At 42.4% G+C, this 23,801-nt stretch carries 21 protein-coding genes; 13 read left to right on the forward strand and 8 right to left on the reverse strand.

The features are described 5' to 3' along the window. The first annotated feature begins 123 nt into the window (after positions 1–123). From ACR64G_RS03700 to ACR64G_RS03750, 11 genes are all read left to right on the forward strand, one after another. The gene (locus tag ACR64G_RS03700; RefSeq protein WP_435980181.1) at positions 124–939 is read left to right on the forward strand and encodes a glycosyltransferase family 25 protein; all 816 of its coding nucleotides are present in this window, start codon (positions 124–126) and stop codon (positions 937–939) included. A 79-nt stretch (positions 940–1,018) separates the two neighbouring features. Then, on the forward strand, positions 1,019–1,987 hold the full coding sequence (locus tag ACR64G_RS03705; protein WP_435980182.1) for a glycosyltransferase family 2 protein: 969 nt from the start codon (positions 1,019–1,021) through the stop codon (positions 1,985–1,987). A 313-nt stretch (positions 1,988–2,300) separates the two neighbouring features. Further along, positions 2,301–3,491, forward strand: a complete 1,191-nt coding sequence (locus ACR64G_RS03710) for a hypothetical protein (RefSeq protein ID WP_435980183.1) — start codon at positions 2,301–2,303, stop codon at positions 3,489–3,491. A gap of 85 nt (positions 3,492–3,576) precedes the next feature. Beyond that, on the forward strand, positions 3,577–4,662 hold the full coding sequence (locus ACR64G_RS03715; RefSeq protein ID WP_435980184.1) for a polysaccharide pyruvyl transferase family protein: 1,086 nt from the start codon (positions 3,577–3,579) through the stop codon (positions 4,660–4,662). After that, entirely contained in the window at positions 4,659–5,660 is a 1,002-nt protein-coding gene (locus tag ACR64G_RS03720) for a glycosyltransferase family 2 protein (RefSeq protein ID WP_435980185.1), read from the forward strand. Before ACR64G_RS03715 ends, ACR64G_RS03720 begins: the two co-directional genes overlap by 4 nt. 49 nt (positions 5,661–5,709) lie before the next feature. Continuing rightward, entirely contained in the window at positions 5,710–6,798 is a 1,089-nt protein-coding gene (locus ACR64G_RS03725; protein WP_435980186.1) for a glycosyltransferase, read from the forward strand. Positions 6,799–6,824: 26 nt separating this feature from the next. Continuing rightward, positions 6,825–7,865 carry an EpsG family protein gene (locus tag ACR64G_RS03730; RefSeq protein WP_435980187.1) on the forward strand — a complete coding sequence of 347 codons (1,041 nt, stop codon included), beginning with the start codon at positions 6,825–6,827 and terminating at the stop codon, positions 7,863–7,865. Further along, positions 7,865–8,770 carry a glycosyltransferase family 2 protein gene (locus ACR64G_RS03735; protein WP_435980188.1) on the forward strand — a complete coding sequence of 302 codons (906 nt, stop codon included), beginning with the start codon at positions 7,865–7,867 and terminating at the stop codon, positions 8,768–8,770. Before ACR64G_RS03730 ends, ACR64G_RS03735 begins: the two co-directional genes overlap by 1 nt. Then, complete coding sequence (locus ACR64G_RS03740; protein ID WP_435980189.1) at positions 8,763–9,905, forward strand: glycosyltransferase family 4 protein; 1,143 nt, start codon at positions 8,763–8,765, stop codon at positions 9,903–9,905. The genes ACR64G_RS03735 and ACR64G_RS03740 overlap by 8 nt, the downstream gene beginning before the upstream one ends. 88 nt (positions 9,906–9,993) lie before the next feature. Continuing rightward, complete coding sequence (locus ACR64G_RS03745) at positions 9,994–10,602, forward strand: sugar transferase (protein ID WP_435980190.1); 609 nt, start codon at positions 9,994–9,996, stop codon at positions 10,600–10,602. A gap of 19 nt (positions 10,603–10,621) precedes the next feature. After that, a complete protein-coding gene (locus ACR64G_RS03750; protein ID WP_435980191.1) occupies positions 10,622–11,827 on the forward strand; it encodes a DegT/DnrJ/EryC1/StrS family aminotransferase in 1,206 nt (401 codons plus the stop codon). Between the two features lie 116 nt (positions 11,828–11,943). Here ACR64G_RS03750 and scpB read toward each other — a convergent pair whose 3' ends face one another. The 8 genes from scpB to mrdA all read right to left on the reverse strand — a co-directional run bounded on the left by scpB (position 11,944) and on the right by mrdA (position 19,844). Then, positions 11,944–12,489 carry an SMC-Scp complex subunit ScpB gene (gene scpB / locus ACR64G_RS03755; protein WP_435980192.1) on the reverse strand — a complete coding sequence of 182 codons (546 nt, stop codon included), beginning with the start codon at positions 12,487–12,489 and terminating at the stop codon, positions 11,944–11,946. Positions 12,490–12,639: 150 nt separating this feature from the next. Continuing rightward, positions 12,640–13,422, reverse strand: coding sequence for a segregation and condensation protein A (locus tag ACR64G_RS03760; RefSeq protein WP_435980193.1), 783 nt, complete (start codon positions 13,420–13,422; stop codon positions 12,640–12,642). Between the two features lie 69 nt (positions 13,423–13,491). Then, positions 13,492–14,559 carry a tryptophan--tRNA ligase gene (gene trpS, locus ACR64G_RS03765; protein ID WP_435980194.1) on the reverse strand — a complete coding sequence of 356 codons (1,068 nt, stop codon included), beginning with the start codon at positions 14,557–14,559 and terminating at the stop codon, positions 13,492–13,494. A gap of 109 nt (positions 14,560–14,668) precedes the next feature. Continuing rightward, the gene (locus tag ACR64G_RS03770; protein WP_435980195.1) at positions 14,669–15,763 is read right to left on the reverse strand and encodes an LpxL/LpxP family acyltransferase; all 1,095 of its coding nucleotides are present in this window, start codon (positions 15,761–15,763) and stop codon (positions 14,669–14,671) included. A 254-nt stretch (positions 15,764–16,017) separates the two neighbouring features. Continuing rightward, on the reverse strand, positions 16,018–16,404 hold the full coding sequence (gene rpsI / locus ACR64G_RS03775) for a 30S ribosomal protein S9 (protein WP_435980196.1): 387 nt from the start codon (positions 16,402–16,404) through the stop codon (positions 16,018–16,020). Positions 16,405–16,414: 10 nt separating this feature from the next. Further along, positions 16,415–16,843 carry a 50S ribosomal protein L13 gene (gene rplM, locus ACR64G_RS03780; protein WP_435980197.1) on the reverse strand — a complete coding sequence of 143 codons (429 nt, stop codon included), beginning with the start codon at positions 16,841–16,843 and terminating at the stop codon, positions 16,415–16,417. Positions 16,844–17,035: 192 nt separating this feature from the next. Beyond that, positions 17,036–17,716: a 16S rRNA (guanine(966)-N(2))-methyltransferase RsmD gene (gene rsmD, locus ACR64G_RS03785; protein ID WP_435980198.1), complete on the reverse strand. Its 681-nt coding sequence runs from the start codon at positions 17,714–17,716 to the stop codon at positions 17,036–17,038. 142 nt (positions 17,717–17,858) lie between these two features. Continuing rightward, positions 17,859–19,844, reverse strand: a complete 1,986-nt coding sequence (gene mrdA, locus ACR64G_RS03790) for a penicillin-binding protein 2 (RefSeq protein WP_435980199.1) — start codon at positions 19,842–19,844, stop codon at positions 17,859–17,861. 468 nt (positions 19,845–20,312) lie between these two features. Here mrdA and ACR64G_RS03795 point away from each other — a divergent pair, with 468 nt between their 5' ends. After that, positions 20,313–21,644, forward strand: a complete 1,332-nt coding sequence (locus ACR64G_RS03795) for a DUF445 domain-containing protein (RefSeq protein ID WP_435980200.1) — start codon at positions 20,313–20,315, stop codon at positions 21,642–21,644. A 91-nt stretch (positions 21,645–21,735) separates the two neighbouring features. After that, positions 21,736–23,754 (forward strand): heme lyase CcmF/NrfE family subunit, encoded by a 2,019-nt coding sequence (locus ACR64G_RS03800; RefSeq protein ID WP_435980201.1) that lies wholly within the window; start codon positions 21,736–21,738, stop codon positions 23,752–23,754. The last annotated feature ends 47 nt before the right edge of the window (positions 23,755–23,801 follow it).

Here is a 23,801-nt window from a genome sequence, read left to right on the forward strand (position 1 = left end):
GATTGACAACTTTATTTCTGAAGTATTTTTTTAGCTAATATAAGTTATAACTGCTTCATTATAAATAATAATATATTGATATTTGCGTTAACATTGAACGATAAAGGATAAAAGACAAAAAATATGCTAAAAGTTTATATAGTCTCACTAAAAAAAGATACAGAGAAAAGAAGAGTTATCTCTAACACTCTAAATAACTATGATATCAAGTTTGATTTTGTAGATGCTATATATGGAAAAGAGCTGTCCGATAGTACGTTAGATTTATATAGAGTTAAAAGTACAGGCGCTATCATCGAAAGAGGATTTCCAGCGACTGCTGGTGAGATTGGTTGTGCTTTAAGCCATTTGATGGTTTATCAAGACATGTTAGATAACAACATTAAATGGGCATGTATTTTAGAAGACGATGCTATTTTGGACGAAAGATTTAAGACATTCATTAGTAAGTTCAAAGAGACTAACCTTAATTCAAAAACCCTTTATTTGCTCGGTGGTCAAACTTGTTTTAATCAAAAAATGATCGTCAAAAGTTTTAAAAACCCTATAAATATAGGAGGTCAAAAATTTAGCAAAACAATTAAGAGCGACCACTTTATTCACGGAGGGTGTTGCTATCTTTTGAGTTCAACGTTAGCTGAGAGCTTTATAGAGTTATCTCAGCAAAAATTTATAGTTGCAGATGATTGGCGTTACTTAGCCAAAAAAAATATTATCGATAAAATATATATATCTAATTTCGTTGATCATCCCTTAGACTTCTCTACCAGTAATATACATGAAGAGAGAAAAATGGCATCAAATAAAGTATCAGACAATACATCCAAACATAACCGGTTTAGTTTACGAGTTAGGAGATATATTAAATGGCGGTTATGGCTAACCAAATGGCAGCTTAGGGCTACGATATTAAAGGCTTATAGATACGTCGAAAGGTAATAAAATTATTTAGTAAAAAATACATTGTTTAAGTTAAATCGTACAAATCGTCAAATCAACTGTTATTGGAGATATAGTTATGAGTATGACTTTAATAAGTGTAGTCATACCAGTCTATAACAAAGAAGACTATCTAGAAAAATGCTTGGATTCAGTTATCAACCAGACATACGCAGCTCTAGAGATTATTCTAATAAATGATGGTAGTACAGATAGATCCCCTTTGATATGCCAGGAGTATGCTGATAGAGATAGCCGAATTAGATTTATCGATAAAGATAATCAAGGTGTGAGTATAACTAGGAACTTAGGTATTTATTTATCTAAAGGGGAATGGTTATATTTTTTAGATAGTGATGATTTCTTGGATCTGAATGCCTTTGAGGTTTTGATGAATGTTGCAAAGTCTACTAATGCTGATGTTATTTATTTTGGATGTCGCGGCTATGAGTTAGGTAAAGTAGTAGGAGAAAGAAAACCTAAGGCTTATAGAGAGTATGTCAATCTCAAATTATTTCTTAATAATACTAAATTAAGTCCTGCTTCTGCTTGGTTGAACTTCTTTAGACGAGAAGTTGTTTTAAAGAGCAAAGTTACCTTCAATATGAATTTAAAACATAACGAAGACGCTTTATTTGTGTATAGTTTATATTGTCATACCAAAAAAATCATAGTTTTAGATAAAGTGCTCCACAACGTTGTTGTAGCGCCAAATTCAGTAAGTAGGAAGCCTATAAAGGTGAGGGTCTTAGAAGATAATTTATTATTCTTATCGGAGCTATGTCGTTACGTTCGAAAACGAGGACTGATTGAAGATTTTAAGCAGGAGATTAATGACATCTCTAAACATACTTTTGTCCTAGCTCTTTATTTTAAAGATTTTAGCAATTATAAATTTGATATTCAGAAAAAGTATAGAGATTTATACTCTACTAACAAAGATATTTTCTATACCTATTTTTCAAAAACAGCCAATGTTAATATTAATATAGTGATACTGTTGGTTAAGATAAAGCACCTAATAAAAGGCGATAATTATAAAATTTAGAAATTATTGTTTTGCTTGAATGATATATATTCGTTACTTCTACATAAATGTAGCCACAAATAATATTTATAAAAAAATGAAGTAGATCATATACAGTCGATACCAAATAAAATGGATACGTTATTTAATAACGCAAAACGGGTATAAATTTTTGGGCTTACAGTGCCTACGCCGACAGTGCCTACGCTGCTCGATGCTGGGATACATTCATCCCAGTCCCGCTATATCTTTTTTGTATTGGACTAACTACATACAGTCTAGATTTAGCAATAATTAACAGCTTGTTTTGTTACTTTTACTTTAGGAGCTTTGTATGAAAGGTTCTCTTGAGCTTTTGCCTCAACAAAGTCAGACCCGTGATGAAGGTGTAAGACGTTGTTGTTTGTTAGCGCAAATCTCTGCTAGTGGTGAGCGTACTGATAAGCAGTTATGGTTTCTATATCCTTCTGCTATAGCAATGCCAGAAGATGATAACTGTGACTCTTACTTACTTGCTGTATTGCTACCAGCAATGCAAATGAGATTGAACATAATTGTCCATGGGAGTATCTCTAGTGCGCTACTTGCTAACCTTACAGAGTTTCAACAGGTTTGGAAAAAGTGGTCACCTGAACAGTTTTTTTTAGTAGATATACAAGTTAAGAGTATTCGAGAATGTGAGACAAAAGTAGCGGGAGCTATCGTAGCCTTTTCTGGTGGCGCTGATGCTCAGTTCACAGCCTACCGTCATGCGACAGGAAAAGCTGGATATAGTTCGCAAAGACTAAAAGCGGGTGTGTTTATACATGGTTTTGATATATCACTGTCTGATGAAAAAGGTTTTATTGGTGCGAAAAGACTAGCATCTGCAGCCTTAGAGGACTTGGACATAAAATTGTTTACTGTCAGCACCAATATTCGTGAACTTTGGAGTATTAACTGGGAGAGCTATTTTGGTTCAGCATTAGCTTCGGTTTTATGTGCGTTTTACAAGTACGCAGGCGTTGGTCTCATCGCTGGTGGTCCCTCTTACAGTGAGCTATTTATGCGTATGGGAGATCATCCTATGTTAGACCCCATGCTAAGCTCGGGTGTTTTTCAGATAATGCATGATGGTTGCGGCTTTGATCGTACTGAAAAAATTAGAACCCTCTCAGCATGGTCGTGCGGAGTACGCAACTTGCGAGTGTGCTGGGAGGGCGATAACACTGATCGTAACTGCGGTGAATGCGAGAAGTGCGTTAGAACTCGTCTTAACTTTTTGATTGCTGGTGTAAAAGATCCTACTTGTTTTAGTACTCCGCTCAAAACAGAGCATCTCAAGCGAATGATACTCTCTAGTAGTCATGTTATCTCAGAATGGGAACGTATTCTCTTAGAGATGACAAATGCAACTGTAGATAGCAAATGGATACATCAGGTTCAAAAAACTATTAAACGAAACCCTCCACTAATATATTTACTCCCTCAAGGGACTCGCCGCCGTAAGCTCTTAACGAAGCTAAAAGGTAGGATCATTCATTAGTTCAATGAAAAACAATCAAGGACTTCAACTTTTGTAACGCATACTTAATCGATGAAAGTATTGGTAATCGACAAGGAGATTTATTTTGAAGTATTTAAATGTAGTTTCTAAAAGATTACCGCTTACCTTTAAAGTTAAGCTTACTTCTTTATTCAAAAAAAAAGAAATAAAGCTTAATTCAGGCAAAAAGGCTTTTGTTTTTCTTGCAGCAGATTACGGCAATATCGGTGATATCGCCATCTCTTTTGCTCAAAGTCAGTTTTTGAATAATGTGCTACCTAATTATGAGGTCGTTAGCATACCCATTAGCCAAACCAGATTTTTAATCGATTCAATTAACAAGCAAATAAAGGCTGATGACATCGTCACTATCATTGGCGGCGGCAACATGGGCGGTACTTATCCTGATATCGAAGCTCTACGGCAACTGGTGATAAAAACTTTTAGGACTAACCGTATTATCAGCTTTCCACAAACCCTTGATTGGAATCAATCGGCTCAATCAAAACGAGCATTAAAAAAAATTATAAAAGTATATTCCAGTCATCCTGATATTCATCTTTTTGCTAGAGAGTCTATTAGCTTCGCTAAGCTAACGAAGATGTTTAGCGGTGCCAATAATGTTAGCGTCAATCTCGTGCCAGACATTGTGATGAGTGCGACAGCAAAGCTGCTTGGCGCAACTGAATGTCATAAAACGTCGGGTATTCTTCGTTGCCTGCGAGACGATAAAGAAGCGGCTTTGACAAGTAAGCAGTACAGCATCGTTGATAAGGCATTAGTGAAAACGGGTTGTAACATAGAGAAGACGGATACTCATGCTGGTGGCTCGCAGTTGAGCGCGGCGCATTGTACTCAGTTATTGACGGATAAGCTTAATCAATTTCGAACGGCAAATCTGGTTGTCACGGATCGTTTGCATGGCATGATTATGAGTCTACTCTCCGGTACGCCTTGTCTAGTACTGCCAAACTCCAACCACAAAATAAGACAGACGCAGGCTGACTGGTTACAAAATCATCCCAGAATTATTTTTTTAGAGATTGATGAGATAGATCAAATCTCAAAGGCTATCGAGAGTTTATTATCCTTGTCTCATGGGACACTAAATGAGTCCCCAGTCGATAGCAATAAATACAACGATCTAAAAAAAGCGCTGGAGTATCTATGAGTACTACAGTAGATCCATTAGTCAGTGTCATCGTTCCTGTATATAACGTGGAAAACTACCTTGACGCTTGTCTGAACTCTATCAGACAGCAAACCTATAAAAACTTAGAGATTATCGTCGTCGAAGACAGTTCTACTGATAATTCTAGACACCTACTCGATCATCATCTCGATGATAGGCGCATAAAACTCGTCCAGCACAGCGAAAACAAAGGGCTCTCTGCAGCTCGCAATACGGGCATCGAGTCTGCGACAGGTGAATACATAGTGTTCGTTGATTCTGATGACATTATAGACGCGCATCTGATAACAGCTTGTATGGATTGCGCCCTTAGGACAGGAGCTGAAGTCATTACTTATGATTTCATGCCTTTTGACGATGGCATAGCAGATATAGCACTACCATACCCTTGTAGTAGATCAGTGTACAAAGCCATTGAACAAGATACTAGTTATTATAACCTGCCACACTTTGCATGGCTTAAGTTCATACGCGCAAGTGTTATACGTTCCTCATCATTGCGTTTTCCAATCGGTTTGTACTATGAGGACTGGCCCTTTCATTGGCACCTTGGTCTATCTACGACTAAACGATTTCACTTGCCGGTCAGCTTTTACTTATACAGGCAGCGAGATACCTCTATCACAGAATCAAGAGGTAAAGAGCTGCTAGATCTATTTGCTATTCACGCGATAGTAAAAAATTTATTACATGAATACAAAGCTCATGGGGTTAAGAGTGTCTTTACTTATAAGTGTAGGCAGAGTCATTGGAGGATTTTAACGCGTATCAATTCTAAATATTTAGCGACTGCGCTCAAAGCTGTTAAACAATCAGAGCAGACGATGCAAACAGCTGAATACAATAGTGTAACTAATATCAAGCATCTGATGGTCTCTACTATAGTGGGTATGCCATATCCTATGGACTTGTGTGGAATAAAAGCGCTGCGTCAAGCGTTACGACGCACTCAGAGACTCAGAGCAGTACAAAGATAAGTCTTATACAGAGTAGGTTCGATATTGAGTAATAAGAGGAGTGATAAGTATGCAAAGAGTGCTACATATCGTAAGTAAAATGGATCGTGCTGGTGCTGAGACTATGTTGATGAATGTATATCGGCACATAGATCGTAGTCAGTTTCAGTTTGATTTTACGAACTTCACCTCTGACGCTGGCGATTATGATGATGAGATTATAGCAATGGGCGGTAGGATTATTCCAATAATAGCGAGCAATCCAGCTTCGCGTATGCTCGCGCTGATGCAGTTTTTACGTCAGCATCCTGAGTACCGTATCGTACACGCTCATATGTTACTAAGTAATGCTTTTCACCTGTTAGCGGCAAAAGGCGCTGGCGTGCCACATCTTATCTCTCACTCTCACAATACCAGTAGTAGCAAATCTACGCTGACAGGCAAAATATACGAGCGCTGGTCATTAATAACCAATCGTAAAGTGGCCACTTATAAAATTGCTTGCGGCGATCTTGCTGCCAAATACTTATTTGGTACGACAAAAGAGGTCTGGATACTACCTAATGCGGTAGATATCAATAAGATGATGGCTATCGCCGATAATACGGGGAATTATATAAGCGAGACGTTTAATAACAAAGGTCTGAAGCTCATTCAAGTAGGCCGCTTAAGCGATGTCAAAAACCACCAATTCTCACTAAAGATCGCAAAGCTACTAAAAGATCGCAACATAGATTTTACCTTGTACATCGTCGGGCAAGGAGACTTAAAAGACGAGCTAAGACATCAAGTACAACAAAGCGCTCTCACTGAGCACGTTCGGTTCCTGGGAGTACGTACTGATATCACTGAACTTATGGCAAGTGCCGACTATATGATCATGCCGTCTTTGCATGAAGGCTTTCCCGTTGTGCTGGTTGAGAGTCAGACAGTTGGGCTAAACGCTTTAGTATCCACTCAAGTATCAACTGAGGTGGACTTAGGAATAGGCTTAGTTGAATTTTTACCGATAGATGACCCAAGCACTTGGGTACAAGCATTATTGAATAACAATAAGTTAGTATGCTCTAAAGAACAAAAGATAAAAATACTCAAGTCAAATGGTTTTGATGTGTCTGAAAATGCAAAGAAACTGGCGCAAGTTTATAACAGTCTCTGACTAGAGCCCACAAAAAAGAGGCATATATGATTCCATACTTACTGGTTCTTAGCTTTGTTACTTTTTGGATCGTACTAGAACAAAAAGCGCTTAACCGTAAGTCTTTTTGGGTACCTCTAATCGTTCTTACTTTGTTTGCAGGCGTGCGTAGTTTTCGCGTGGGAACAGATTCTTGGAACTATACTCAAGACTTTAGAGAGCAACTTGACGTCTATAATTTCAAGTTTGAAGCGTTTGTTGAGCTAGGCTACCAAGCATTAGAATATGCGCTACTTGGCGTGACTCATAGTTATTTTTGGCTATTTATAAGTACTGCATTTATCGTAGTATTTTGCTACCTAACTATCATTAGAAAATATAGCGTAGATTATTGGTTCTCTGTGTATTTATTCATAACGCTAGGTATTTATCCCTTCTTTTTTAACGGATTACGCCAAGGTTTAGCGATGGCTATATTTGCTTTCGCCTTACCCTTTCTATTAGATAAGCGATTGATTCCTTATCTGCTGATATGTTTGTTAGCCTCATTGTTTCATACGACCGCTTTATTTATGATTCCATTTTACTTTTTAGTGCACCTCAATATAGCGCCTTTATACAAAATCATAATAACCTTTATAGGGTCTTTTACTATCAGCGGCATGTTGATTGCCTATATTGCATCGACTAATGCAAGGTATGAGGGGTACGTCGCGACCTCTGACAGTGCTGGAGGGTTGTTCATTTTAGGGTTTTATCTAGCGCTACTATTGTTTATCTTATTTATTATTCGACTCTATAAAATAAAGGATGAGTCGTTTATCACGCTATTCTCTTTTTATGCGATTGGCGTCGCTTTTATGATACCTATCGCCATGCTTGGCGCAAACCCATCAGGACCACAGCGGTTATTGAGTTACTTTACGTGGACCCTAGTTTTGATACTGCCTGTCATCTTTAAAAAAATAAATAATATCTATATCACCGGTATCGGCGCAGGGCTTTTTCTTATATATTTTGTTTTAACGACGTCTCGATTTAGTAATTTGACCCCGTATATTATTAACCCCATTTTTGAGATTTTCTGATGAATCCTTCTGCGCCCGTCACTATCTGTATTCCTTTTTACAATGCTGAGTCTACTTTGTTAGAGGCAGTACGTTCTGTATTTGCGCAAACCCATCAAAACTGGGAGCTCATATTGATTGATGATGGCTCTACAGATGGCTCCTTAGCGATAGCGCAATCGATTAGTGATCCTAGAGTAAGGGTGTATTCAGATGGTCAAAATCGCCGTTTGGCGGCGCGTCTCAACGAGTTGGTTGAGAGGGCTCAGTATGACTTTATCGCACGTATGGATGCGGACGACATGATGACGCCAGATAGAGTACAAAAGCTATTAGATGTCTTGACCACGAATGAAAAGTACGATCTTGCGTCATGCGGTACTTATTCTATCAAGCAAGATGGCTCTTTTAATGGTTATAGGGGGGCTGATGAACATAACTATACCTTTAACAAGCTATTAAATAAGTCGCAAGGGTTTTTGCATGCAGGTCTAATAGCACGTAAAAGCTGGTATCAGCGCAATCGCTACGATGAGTCGCTACCAGTTGGGCAAGATAGTGAGCTATGGCTACGAGCTGCCAAAGCCGGAGATTTTCGTGCCATCTCCCTCAAAGAGCCTTTGTACCTGTATCGAGAGGAGGGAAATGTGACACTCCAAAAACTAATAAGCGCCTATCGAGCAGAAAGAGAGCATCACGCGCCTTTAATTGATAAAGGATCTAAGAGATTTAGATATATTGCTAAGTCTGCGCTAAAAACAGGAGTGGTACAAGTGATGGCATCAACAGGAACCTTGGACTATCTTCTCAAACGTAGAAACAAAAAGAGTAAAAAAACAAAAGCGCCAGACCCAATGCTAAAGACATTTAACAAGGCATTGAATAGTATATATTCAACGAAAATACCAGGTATTGACCATGTCTAAGCGTAAAGTACTGTTTGTTGCGTCAGTCGCAGAGCATTTTCATGCCTTTCACAGACCTTATCTTAAGTGGTTTTATGATAGCGGATTTGAGGTGCATGTGGCTTGTCGTGGCGAATTTATAGATAGTAATGTGTCACAGGTATGGCACATTGGTTTTGAGCGATCTCCTTTATCATTATCACATATCAAAAGCTTGATTCAACTAAAAGCTATTATCGATGATAACGACTACGCCTTGATATCTTGTCATACCCCTATGGCCAGTGTGCTCACGAGGCTATCCGCTATTGTCGCTAGAAAAAAAGGCACACCGCTTTTATATACCGCACATGGCTTTCATTTCTTTAAAGGCGCAAGTGCTTGGTCTTGGTTGACATACTATCCTGTTGAAGTGGCCTTAACTTATATTACTGATGCGATTATCTGTATTAATACAGAAGATTTTGATCTGATACGTACAAAAGGCTCATCTGATACCGAATATTTTGTGATACCTGGTATCGGCGTAGATTCTGAGCGCTTTAAACCGCCGTTATCTGAACAAAAGATATCTCTAAGAGATGCGTTAAATATCGACAAAGACGATTTTGTCATCATTTATGCCGCTGAATTCATTGAGAGAAAAAATCATCGATTGCTCATAGATGCCACTGAACGTCTAAGGACGCAAATGAAGAGTTTTACGGTATTGCTCGCAGGCAAAGGCGTATTGCTAAGTGAGATTAAATCATATGTCGAGAGCTGCGGGCTTAATCGTCAAATACGCTTTGCCGGATTCGTTACTGATATCGAAAAGTACTATCAAGCCTCTGATATTGTCGTATCGACGAGCAAACAAGAAGGTCTGGGCATCAATCTTGTGGAGGCTATGATGTGTGGATTGCCGCCTGTTGCGACGATCGATAGGGGACATGGTACGATTATCGAGCATGGTGTGAATGGTGTTTTGTTCGCGCAAGATGACTTGCAAGCGTTAGCTGATGCTATATTCGAGATATATAGCAATGATGAGCGACGTTCTAAAATAGCGAAATCTGCGATAAAGCGGGCGGCAGTATTTGATATTGCTAATGCACTAGATGCTATGACAAGGATTTATGCTCAGTTTCTAGATAAAGATACGCGATCAAGCTAGAAGAGCGGTTTGTAAGTAGTTGATTATCAATTATGTTAAGCCCAGCTCTATAAGCCTTTGAAATGAAATAAAATTGAGGTAAACGCAGATGTTAAAACGACTTTTTGATATTACTGCCAGTAGTACAGCATTCATTGTGTTATCACCGATATATCTGATGACCGCGTATAAAGTCAGACGACACTTAGGCTCGCCAGTACTGTTTCATCAAATGCGTCCTGGTCTATATGGCAAGCCTTTTGAGATGGTTAAGTTTCGTACTATGAAAGAGGCGATAGATGCCCAAGGCAATCCATTACCAGATGAGGCGCGCCTCACGTCATTGGGTCACATGCTACGTAATATGAGTTTAGATGAATTGCCAGAATTATGGAATGTCATCAAAGGCGATATGAGTTTAGTAGGGCCACGTCCACTGTTAATGGAGTATCTGCCTCTATACAACGATGAGCAAGCACGCCGCCACCACGTGCGTCCTGGCATCACAGGATACGCTCAAATTAACGGACGCAATGCTATCAGTTGGGACGAGAAATTTGCACTTGATATATGGTACGTTGACCATCAGTCTTTTTGGTTGGATATCAAAATTCTATTCAAAACTGTCCAAAAAGTTATCGTAAGGGACGGTATCAATGCTGACGGCGAAGCGACGATGAGCAAATTCACAGGTAATAACACAAGACTAAGCGATTGAACACGTTATAGAGGTGCATATGCTAAATACTAAGTTTTCACCGTGGCCAAGCTTTACGGTAGAAGAAGCTGATGCCGTCAGCCGAGTGCTCTTATCTAACAAAGTCAACTACTGGACAGGGAATGAATGTCGTCAGTTTGAGACTGAGTTCGCTGAGTGGATAGGTAGCACTTATGCAGTAGCAGTGGCCAATGGTACTCTAGCGCTAGACTTGGCACTACAAGCTTTAAATATTGGTATAGGTGATGAGGTCATCGTCACCCCGCGTACCTTTATCGCTAGTATCTCCACCGTAGTAAATGCAGGCGCGACACCTATATTCGCCGATGTCGACGAGGTATCAGGGAACATAACCGCTGAAACTATCGCATTAGTATTGACCGCTAAGACTCGCGCTATCATATGTGTCCACCTTGCAGGTTGGCCTTGTGCTATGGATGGCATCATGGCACTCGCCGAGCAGCATGATCTATACGTCATAGAGGACTGCGCACAAGCTCATGGCGCACGCTACAAAGATCGTAGTGTCGGGAGTATCGGTCATATAGGGGCATGGAGCTTTTGCCAAGACAAAATCATGACCACAGGCGGCGAGGGTGGAATGGTCACCACCAACGATGAGCAGCTATGGCGCAAGATGTGGGCATACAAAGATCATGGTAAAAGCTTTGCCGCTGTTTATGAGACTGAGCACGCGCTAGGGTATCGCTGGTTACATGAGAGCTTCGGTACCAATTGGCGCATGACGGAGATGCAGGGGGTCATAGGCCGTATTCAATTAAACAGAATGCAGGATTGGACAACCGCTCGCACCAAGAACGCGCAAGCCATACTAGCCGCTTGCGATAAATGGGCTGATAAAGGCTATTTATCTGTACCTCGGTTGGAGCAGACGTCAGGCTTTGAGCAGTCCCAGCATGCGTATTACAAATTATACGTCTATGTACAACCGGATAACCTAACTCCAGACTGGTCAAGAAATCGCATCATCACGGAAATAAATGAGATGGGCATCCCTTGCTTTTCGGGTTCAGCGTCAGAGGTTTATTTAGAAAAGGCTTTTGATAACAATGGTTTACGTCCAACAAACAGGCTGCCGATAGCTCAGCGGTTAGGGGAGACAAGTCTAATGTTCTTAGTACATCCAACTTTGATGGTTATAGAAATGAATAAGACTGTGCAGGTAATTGATACTGTGTTCTCTAAAATGGACAGTCCCAAATAAACGACTACTCAAAGATCATTTATCATAAGCCATCTTTTACTATTGCTGTATCAAAAACAGTCGATAGCTACAGAATCCGCTAAGGTCGATGCTCATCTATAATAATGAGTAATGTTCTAAGAAACGTTCTCAACCGTCCCAATATCGGGTATTGGGGGTAGCTGTTCTAGACTATTCAAGCCAAATGCATCCAAAAACTGCGATGTCGTATGTAGTAGCGCTGGACGCCCTAGGCTATCTTTGAACCCATCCTCAATTATCCAGCCTTTATCGAACAGTTGGCGCAATATGTTGCTCGATAAGGCCACACCGCGTACATATTCGATATCGCTACGTGTCACAGGCTGCTTATAGGCGATCACGCTAAGTGTCTCTAGCAACGCCTGACTTAAGCGCTCTTGACGCTGCGGGAACACCCGTTGAACAAGCGCGCTATAATCATCCGCTATCTGTAGTCGGTAGCCGCTTGCGGTTTTATTAAGTCTCAATGCACCAGTGGCTAGGCGCTGTTCTAATTGTGCTAAAGCTGACTCTAATTCTTTAGTAGATAAAAACAGATGTTTCTTAATCGCCTGAGCACTAAGCGGTGCCTCGGACGCATGGAGTAGTACTTCTATCTGTAGACTAAGATGTTCGGCATTGGTAGGATTGTTATTTACCATTTGGGAATTGCTCTTATAGGAGAATGTTTATTGAGATGTAGGGTGTGGTTAGCGAAGCGTAACCCACCATTTTATGGTGATTACATTCTAATACAGCGGGTTACGTTTTATCTTCATTCTTTATAGGAATTTGACAAAACTAACCACACCCTACGCCAACCATTCTAATTTTAAAGTAGGTAATGAATCGTTTTTCTCGTCATCTATTACACCAACCAATTGCCGTTTTATGAGTTCAAGTACAGCGACGAAGCTGACGACCACACCGATTTTACCTTGTGTCTTATCGAGGATCTGATGAAAAGATCGAGATTCGCCCGCACTAAGTTGCCGGCTAATGCTAGCAATACGATCAGAGAGAGGGATGCTATCGACTTCAATAGTATGCATCTGATAGTCAGGTTTGAGTTGCATTTTGAATAAACTCTCAATCAAGAGATTGGGCGAGTGTTTGGGCAGTTGAGCAGCCATCACCTCTACATTAGGCATACTAACCATGGCTAAAAAGACATCACGCTCTAGACGGACGAGCGCATCCAAGCGCAGGCTTGCCTCTTTGATTTGCGCGTATGCTTGCAAGCGCTCGATCAGTTCTGCTTTGGGATCGCGCTCATCACTAGGTGTTTGCGGCTTGGGTAGTAGTAGCTCCGTCTTGATCACAATTAAGGTGGACGCCATCAATAGATAGTCACCTGCCAGCTCAAAGTGATCGGTATCAAGCTCGCTGATATAAGCCAGATACTGCTCAGTGATCGGCAAGATAGGCATTTGCGTGAGATCGACATTATTTTTTTTGACCAAATATAATAAAAAATCCAGCGGCCCTGCAAATTGCTCTAGCCAAATCGCAAAAGCGCCAGGCGGTACATATAGATCTTCTGGCAGATGTTCGATAGGCGTCTGATAAATGCGTAGTGTGCTATCGTCTTGCATGCCATTACTAATATCAGTGATGATAGATCTCGCTTTTAACTATAAGACTATTAACGTGAGCTTGACCAGTTATTTCAACTTGGCAAGCGGACGAATACCAATAGCACGGCGCGTCTTATCCAGCTGTTTACGACTATGTCGACGGGCTTTTTGCGCGCCCATTTGCAAGATTTCCTCTAACTCCTTTGGATTGGCCATTAGCTCCTCATAACGCGCGCGAAAGGGTGAAATCTCGTCATTTATTTTTTCAAACAGCGCTTGCTTAGCATCACCCCAACCAATGCCAGCAGTGAATTGCGCGCGCATGTCAGCAATCTCCTCAGGCGTCGCAAACGCTTTGTAAATCTCAAAAATAGCAGAGTCATCAGCCTCTTTTGGCTCATCAGGTAATTGCGAGTTGGTCACGATTTTCATGATCGCTTTATACATTTGCTTCTCAGAGCTCACTTGCGAATTACCATCGCCAAATAACGGAATCGTATTATTATAACTTTTACTCATCTTACGCCCATCAAGCCCCGTTAGTAGCGGCATCTTATCGTCAACTACCGCAGCAGGTAAGGTAAAGAGCGGCTTGTATCGATGATTAAAAGTACCCGCAATATCACGTGCCATTTCGATATGCTGAATTTGATCACGACCGACAGGTACGTGAGTGGCATTGAACATCAAGATATCTGCCGCCATGAGTACAGGGTAGCCAAATAGCCCCATGGTCACACCCTGATCTATATCGACGTCCGCCTTTTCAGTATTAATGTCGACGGCTGCTTTATAGGCATGAGCGCGGTTCATCAGTCCTTTAGCGCACGAGCAGTTCAGCACCCAAGCCAGCTCTGATATCTCAGGAACATCCGACTGACGATAAAAAGTCACGCGCTCAGGATCGAGACCACAAGCGATCCAAGTAGCAGCAATAGACTTGGTGGACTCATGAATGACAGCAGGATCATAGCAGCCGATGATTCCGTGATAATCTGCCAAAAAGAAAAACGCTTCATCATCGCTATTTTGAATAGAAGCAATAGCGGGACGAATGGCACCAACATAGTTTCCAAGATGCGGGATACCAGTAGGTTTGATACCGGTTAGGATACGTTTGGGTGCCTGTATAGGCGTGTCAGTTTGATTACTCATAAAAGATCCGTGGTTAATTATTTTATAGAGGTCGTTGAGTCACTAGAAATGGCTCAAATAGTTGTGCAAATTATAGCAAATTCTGTAGCGCTTGGTTTGAGTGCATACCTTACTTGTAAGGGTTTTTGTGACCTTTGGGCTGATGCTTAAAGCGCCTGTGGAACCACATCCATTGAGTGGGGTCAATACGAATCAAGCTCTCTAGTACCTCGTTGACTCGTGTGGCGTCAGCGACTTCGTCGTTACTGGGGTAGTTATGCAAAGTAGGGGTAATGGTAAGGTGATAATGCGGGCGCTTACCGCGTGGTAGATTATCTGGCGTCTGACGATAGGTATGCAATGCTATCACCACTGGCGGGTTCTTTTTACTGCCCAGTTTAGCCAGCCTGCGCGGCATCGTGATCGTCGCAGCAGGTACACCGAAAAAAGGTGCCATTACACCTTGTTTGAGACCATAGTCTTGATCGGGTGAGTACCAGATAACATGACCTGAATTAATAGAATCAACTAAGCTGCGCATATCGCGGCTTGATATTTGCTTACCAAAAATAGTGGTGCGACCGTTATAAATGAACCAATCTAGCAAAGGATTGTTCTGAGTACGGTACATACAATCGGTGGCAAAAAACTGCGTGCAGAGCAGACCACCTAGATCGAGCATAGTATAGTGAGCACCCAATAAAATGACTGCTCGGCCTTCGTTCTGCGCATTGATTAAGTGCTGTAATCCTGAAATGGAAACCGTACGAGTAAAGATATTAGGACGAAACCAGGCGCATAAAGTCTCAAACACGCCTATGCCTTGATTGACAAAGACTTGCTTGGCCATTAGCTCGCGCTCAGCTTCTAGCTTTTCTGGAAAAGCTAAGCCTAAATTAATGAGCGTATCACGTCGCCGTGAATCTGCGACTTTGTAAATTACAATACCAAGCTTACGCCCGAGCCAAAATTGCCAGCGTAATGGCAGATATATCATCGGTAGCATGATAGCCATCAACAGCCAGATTGCCCAATATTTTGGTAATAAAAACTGCCATTGAAAAGGCTTTTTGTCAGCGTGTGCGGTTTTTTTTTGGGTTTGAGTGATACTTGGTGTGCCATTAGGTACGGCTGGCGATTTTGCAGATGGCGTAGACGCCTTAGCACTGTCCGATATATCAGGCTTGTTGTGTTTGCTAGGATCGTATTGTTCAGGCGCTTTCATAGGGTCAGATCAGTTATAAAAGGTACAAGTATGATGAGGTAGCGCTGATAACTTTGCAAGTTATTATGCAACCTTTCAAATGCTACTCTAGGTGATATCTATGTTCTTTAGCAAAGGTACAAGCGCAAAAAAGCCTTATAAGGCAAATAGCGCTTATAAGGCTTTGCAAGTCTATATTCTTATCAACTACAATAAATCTCAAATCAGTCCTAAGACTAATACCACCGTAGTAAGCTGATAAGTAATAGCTTTGATTAACGTTTCGAGAATTGTGGACGCTTACGTGCTTTACGTAGGCCAACTTTCTTACGTTCAACTTGACGTGAGTCACGAGTCACAAAACCAGCTGCTTTTAGAGCAGGCTTGTTAGTGTCATCAAGCTCGACTAGAGCACGAGTGATACCATGGCGAATCGCGCCTGCTTGGCCACTAATACCGCCGCCTTTGACCGTAATAAATAGGTCATAAGCAGTAAGTGAATCAAGTAACTCTAATGGCTGACGAACAACCATACGTGAGGTTTCGCGGCTGAAATATTCATCGAGTGGCTTGCCGTTAACGACAATGCTACCAGTACCTTTCGCTAAAAAGACACGAGCGGTAGACGTCTTGCGGCGACCAGTTCCGTAATTGCGTTCCATAAAATTATCCTTAGATGTCTAGTTCTTTAGGTTGCTGGGCTTCGTGTGGATGCTCAGTACCTGCATAAAGTTTTAGCTTTTTGATCATCGCATAACCAAGAGGACCCTTTGGAAGCATACCCTTAACTGCTTTATGTAGAACATCTTCAGGCTTATGTGCAAGCAACTTATTGAAGTTGGTTTCTTTAATACCGCCTGGGTAGCCACTATGACGATAGTACTTTTTGTCTTGTGCTTTTTTGCCCGTTACCGTGATCTTATCAGCGTTGATGACGACAATGAAGTCACCAGTATCAACATGCGGGGTAAAAGAGGGCTTATGCTTGCCGCGTAAGCGAGTAGCAATTTGCGTTGCTAAGCGACCAAGGGTCTTGCCGTCAGCATCGACAACAAACCAGTCATGGGTCACGTCAGCTGGTTTTGCACTAAGTGTTTTCATGATAAAACCTTAAATTAGAATTCGTTGAGAGTTTAGCTGGGAACGGGGCTCTCAAAAAACAGACTGCACATTATAAGCAGTAGCGTAGCAGCTTGCAAGCCGCATTGGGGTTTATTTTTGCGCATATCCGTTTTAACGCTAACATTTGACTTAAATGTGAGTCATTTAGCAGAAAAAGTGAAGATTAGGAGATTATGACGCTGACAGCTGATAAAGTCCAGCGACAACTTGTCCGACCTTGGCCTGTTTAAGGCGATCAAAACCTTTTATTTTGTGGTTGGGCAAGTTATGACTTAAATTTACTGCCAACGCCTCAAGCTGCGGTTGCAAGTCTTTATCGGCTTCCAAATAAATCAAAGTCTTTTCAGTGATTAAAGATTTAGTTATTAAAGCGCTTAAGATAGGTTGCCATAAATCATCTGCATAAGGTGGATCGATAAACACAATATCAAAAGGCGAGTTTGGCAAATTCAGTAAGACTTGCTCAGCGGCGCCTTGAAATATTTGGTAATTATCAATAGAGACGCCTAGCTGTTTTGCGCTTTGAGTAAGTATTTGGCTTTGCTCGCGACTGGTCTCGATAAAGGTGCAATGAGCGCCGCCGCGTGATAGCGCCTCAAACCCCAATACCCCGCTGCCAGCGCAGCTGTCTAAGACGCGTGCACCATGAATATCAGCGAGTAACCAATTAAACAAGGTCTCACGTAGCCTATCAGGCGTTGGACGCAAGCCTTTGCTATCAATAAACCCGATACTACGGCGCTTAAACTGTCCACCGATGATACGGACACTATTGGGAGCGGAGTTCTTGCTACTATTCGGCTTACTTTTGGTAGAAACGTCGCGTTTGTATGTTGTTGATGTTTTTGCCATAAAAATCCTAAATACTGACTGTGAAATCGTATCATCTTAAGACGATATAGCCCTAAAACCTATTAGCCTTAAAAACTATTAATTCCAAAAACTATTAATTCTAAGAACCGCTCAGTCTTTAAAGTCATTTAACTATAGTCATTTAGTCGACAACGCCTGCTGAGACCTCAATTGCTTGCGCTTCTAGTAATGCGGTTAGCTCAGCTTCTTGTTGTCGTAGTAAGTCACGCGCCGCTTTTTCTATCGCTTTTTGATGTTTGATTACTTTTAATTCATCAGCAGTTGGCGGCAAAATAGGATTTTTCTTGCGCTCCATAACCCAGTAATCAAATAGGGCACGGCCAATGGGAGCTGCTACTGTACTACCGCCGCCGCCGTTTTCGACTAGCACTGATAGTGCGATGGAGGGCTCTTCTACGGGGGCAAATCCTGTAAACCAAGCGTGATCCCAGTGGCGTTTGTCCAATGTAGACTTGTCATAGCTTTTGCCCTGCGCAATAGACTTGACCTGCGCGGTACCCGTTTTGCCTGCAATACGATAGTTTTTGGTAAAGATGCCACGAGCCGTGCCTTTTTGTACAGTATCTTCCATGGCATTGTGCATCAAGAGCCAGTCAGAAGGTTTGCCATTATAATCAATCTTGCCATCTGGCTTTTCGATAACCTTAACGCTAGCGGCGCCGTCACTACGCTTTAATAAGTGCGGGGTAATATGATAGCCTTTGCTCGCAGTAATAGCCGTCGCAGTCGCCACTTGTAAGGGTGTTGCCAAAAAGTATCCTTGACCAATACTGACCGAAATGGTCTCACCAGGGAGCCAGTTTTTGCCATAGGTCTCTTGCTTCCACTTTGGTGAGGGCATAATGCCAGATTTTTCGTGAGGCAGATCGATACCTGTCTTTTTACCAAACCCAAAGCGGCTCATCCAATCGTGCAGGCGCTGAATACCCATCTCATAAGCTAACTTATAATAGTACGTATCAACCGACATCATAATGGATTTTTTTAGATCAACAGTGCCATGACCGCCGCGCTTCCAGTCACGAAATCGATGCGAGTCTCCAGGTAAGCTAAAATAGCCAGGGTCATAGATGGTGGTGCTCCAATCACGTAAACCGTAATGAATACCGCCAAGTCCTTCAAAGGGTTTTATCGTTGACGCTGGCGGATACATCCCTTGCAAAGCGCGGTTATATAAGGGCTGGTCGATATCATCACGTAGCGCCCCGTAGTCAGCAAAGGAGATACCTGAGATAAAGGGGTTTGGGTCATAGCTTGGATTGCTCACAAAAGCCAATACATCGCCGTTACTCGGATCTATCGCGACGATAGCGCCGCGTCGTCCGTCAAGCTGCTGCTGAGCGATAGTTTGCAAGCCATAATCTAAGCTCAAGGTAATATCGTTACCTGCAACGGGCGGCTTGAATTCAAGCTGACGCAAAACATCGCCGTGAGCATCAGTTTCAACCGACTGATAGCCGGGCTGACCGAGCAAAATATTCTCGTAATGATCCTCTATACCGATCTTGCCAATTAGATCAGTACCAGCATAGCGCTCTTTATCAATCCGTTTGCTTTCTTTGTCGTTGATACGCCCCACATAACCGATCACATGAGCAAACAATTCGTCATAGGGATAAGTGCGGGTCAATCTGCTTTGGATAGTTACACCGCGAAAAAAGGGTTTTCGCTCACTAAACTGCGCCAATTGCGCCTCTGTTAAGTCAATTTTGATCGTGACAGGATCGTTTTTGTTTTTGCTAAGCCGCGCCAATATATCTGTGATATCGACATCAGTCAGATCAAAAATAGGCGCAAGCAAGGTTAAGGTGCGTTCTGGGTTTGTGACCTCATCAGGGCTTAGCATCGCGGTAAATACAGGCTTGTTATCTGCTAGCAAAATACCATTGCGATCGTAAATATAACCTCGGCTTGGCGGCGCTGATATTAATTTAATACGGTTATTATCTGCTTGGGTCATGTACTGATCATGGGCGTACACTTGCAAGTAACCGTAACGCAGTAATAAACCACTCAAACCCACAAAAATAAGCAAACCAAAAATAAGTATGCGCCGCATAAAAATACGGTTAATTTGTTCAGTATCAGGTGAGAGCATTTTATTCATAGAAAATGAGTACTTAATAATCAAGACAAGCAAGCGTAATTAGGAGAAACTAAAAAAGACAGAGATTATGAAAAACTTTGATAATATTAGCAATAGATTCAAAAGCATAGCATAAGGGTGGCTCATCAGCGAGCAGTCGAGTAAATGTTAATAAACACCGAAAGATTATAACAGAACCCCACTGTAAAAGCAGAGTTGACATCATTGCTCACGATTTTGTTTTTGACTTGTTTTGACCCGCAAGTTATGGGGCATCACAGGTCGATTACAATCGTCTGCGTCGCGCAAAGTGTGTCACCTTTAGTCACAACTAAGACCTGCGCTATCAGTGCTAATAAATAGCAAGTATGCTAAAATCAGGCCATTTGTTTATCATCATTTGCTGGTTATAGACCACTTCTCGGACTTGACCATAATAAGCTAAAACCATTCACCTTGATATTGGTGACGCTAGGGACACAAAGACTTATGGTCGCAATTTCATTATGGCAGACGATCGTCGAGCATCCCCAGTTTTTTGCCATGCTGACTATTCCGCCTGTGACCGCATTTGTCACATGGATACATGTGTGGATGGCACTAAAGATGCTGTTTTATCCCATCAAGTTTCGGGGTATTAGGATTCCTAATTTTCCATTTTTTGGATTACCGGGTATTGGCTGGCAGGGCATTGTTCCGCGAAAGGCGGGTAAAATATCTGGTGTTATCGTTGATCAGACGCTCTCAAAACTTGGTTCTCTCGACGAGTTTTTTCAGGCGATGGAGCCTGAGCAGATGGCGGTGTTTATCACTGAGACTGTCGATGAGCACTTAGAGACGCTAATCGATGAGATCATGCTTGAGCACTCACCTGGGCTCTGGGGCAACTTGCCTTATGCACTCAAGCGCCGCATCTATAGCCAAGCACACAAAGAGCTGCCCGAGATCATGCAATCTTTGGTAACTGATCTGACTTATCATGTCGAAGACTTGGTCGATATGCGTCAGATGATCGTCAACAAGATGGAAAGTGATCGGCGTTTGATGGTCAATATGTTCTTAAGGGTTGGTCAAAAAGAGATCGATTTTATCTGGCATATTAGTGCTTTGATTGGACTGATCTTCGGTGTGATTCAGATGTTTATCTTTTTGGTCGTGCCGCAGCATTGGACCGTACCTTTCTTTGCCGCAATATGGGGATTTTTGACCAATTGGATTGCAATTTGGATGGTGTTTAACCCCGTTGAGCCGCATTTTATACCCTATATCAAGGTGTTTGAGCGCACAAAGGGTTTTCCCTTTATCAAACCACGTATACCGCATATCGCTCAGTTCCGCTTTCAGGGCGGCTTTATGAAGCGTCAAGAAGAAGTGTCAGAAGTGTTCGCTGAGATTGTCGTTAGTGATCTGGTGACGCTTGAAAATATTATGAATGAGATGATGTATGGCGCACGTGCGGCGCAAACGCGCGAGCTGATGAAGTCGCACCTGTATCAGATCTTGGAGTCGCCTGTGGTCAGCACTACATTACGTGTGAGCCTTGGTCGCCGTGATTTCGGACAGCTAAAGAATACGATTATTGATAAATCCATTACCGCAACGATGGTGCCACTACGTGATCCTGAACTCAATGAGAGCCGAGCCAGTAAGATATTCGGTCTGTTTCGTGACCGTATTCGAGAGCTATCACCGAATGAATTTCAGAACTTACTGCGTCCTGCATTCCAAGAAGATGAGACTACGCTAATTGTATTAGGAGGTCTGACGGGATTTGTAGCGGGTTGGCTACATCTTGTTTTGGTGTTTTTTCCCTCAATGTAATGCTTGTTGCCAACAATGAGCCTTTTGAGTGTTATTTATTAACACTCTCAGATTATGTAAACCGCCCTTAGGGTAAAAAGGTTAGAGACGTATGTTAATCACAGAATTGGGTTATTTTGCTCTGCTGGTTGCTTTTATGCTGGCTATTTTGCAAGTCGTACTACCAACTATTGGTGTTATGCGCAATATCGTTGCGTGGCAGCGTCTAGCGCCAAGTCTAGCATGGGCACAGTTTGGCGCAATGATTACCTCGTTTGCCGCTTTGATGGCAGGGTTTTATTACAACGATTTTAGCCTCGTTTATGTGACGCAGCACTCCAATACTCTATTGCCTTGGTACTATAAGTTATCTGCGACATGGGGCGGTCATGAAGGCTCGCTACTGCTGTGGATGACTATTATGGCGACTTGGTGCGCGTTAGTGTCCTATTTTAGTCGCGGTCTGCCCTTGTCGATGCGCGCGCGCGTACTGATTATTTTGGCGGGCGTGCAGATGATGATGCTGGCGATGATGATCTTTACCTCATCACCGTTTGATCGTACTTTGCCCAATATACCGGTAGATGGGGCAGATCTAAACCCAGTGTTGCAAGATTTTGGTCTGATTATTCATCCGCCTATGCTGTACATGGGCTATGTGGGTATGGTTGTACCATTTGCCTTTTGTATGGCAGCACTGTGGGAGGGGCGTTTGGATGCGGTATGGACGCGTTGGTCTCGTCCATGGGCGCTTGCGGCTTGGGGGTTTTTGACTGTTGGTATTGGACTTGGCTCATGGTGGGCCTATTACGAGCTTGGTTGGGGCGGCTGGTGGTTTTGGGATCCAGTTGAGAACGCCTCATTACTGCCGTGGCTTGCTGGTCTTGCGCTTATCCATTCGCTAGCAGTCACCGAAAAGCGCGGTGTTTTTAAGGCATGGACGATCATGCTCGCGATCTTTGCTTTTGCACTGAGTTTGCTTGGTACTTTTCTTGTGCGCTCAGGGGTGATTACCTCTGTGCATTCATTCGCCGCCGATCCTACGCGCGGTCTCGTTATTCTCATTATCTTGGGTATTATTGTCGGTAGCGGGCTACTGATGTTTGCTGTGCGCGGCTGGCGTTTGACAGTCGAGAGTCAGTATCAGCTAGTTTCGCGGGAATCATTCTTGGTCATCAATAATGTCATTATATTGATTGCAACTTTGGTCGTGTTACTGGGTACGCTGTATCCTATTATCGCGGATGCCTTTAATTTAGGTCAAGTCTCAGTAGGCCCTCCTTATTTTAATGCACTATTTGTACCCTTGACGTGGTTATTGCTGATTGCTATGGGTATGGGATCCAATATCCGCTGGAAGCAGGACAAGCGTCCGCTGTTAGGCGTGGGTATGGTCATAGCGGCTAGCAGTCTGGTATTGGCGGCGATTATTACTTACTTTACCAGTCCATCAGCCATGCTCAACATTGGCGTCACACTAGCAGTAAGCTTTTGGGTGCTCTTGTGGATGGTGGTTGATTTTAAAGATAAAACTAAGAACGCACCGAGCTTCGTTAAGGGTCTACGCCAACTACGCCTCAGCTACTGGGGACAACAAACCGCCCATATTGGTGTGCTTATCGCCGTCATCGGGGTAGCCTTTACCAGTACCTTGAGTATTGAGCGTGATGTGGCACTCGGACCCAACGATAGCGTCAACGTGCAGGGCTATGATTTTACGGTAAAAGACTTCCGTGAAGTCAAAGGGAGTAACTTTGATGGGATGCAAGCTGAAGTTGCGGTCACTAAAGACGGCCGCGAAGTCACTACACTTTATCCTGAAAAGCGTACTTATATTATCAGTATGATGCCGATGACTGAGGCCGCTATTGATGCCAATCTTATGCGCGACTTGTACGTAGCGCTGGGCGAGCCTATCTCTGAGGAGAGTAACCAGTGGGCGATACGTATTTACGTCAAACCGCTCATTCGCTGGATCTGGCTGGGTGCGATTATTATGGCGTTAGGTGGACTTATCAGTATGCTGGATAAACGCTACCGTCTCAAAAAACCCAAAAAAATAGCTCAGAAAAGGCTAGATACAGATACCTCTGTACGGATTGATTCTCCTGTAATTAATAAGGAGGCTTAACATGAGTACTTCTAATCGTAAGCTTGATAACAATACGCCTGACAGTA

The organism is Psychrobacter sp. DM4, from assembly GCF_051307035.1.
GTDB lineage: Bacteria > Pseudomonadota > Gammaproteobacteria > Pseudomonadales > Moraxellaceae > Psychrobacter.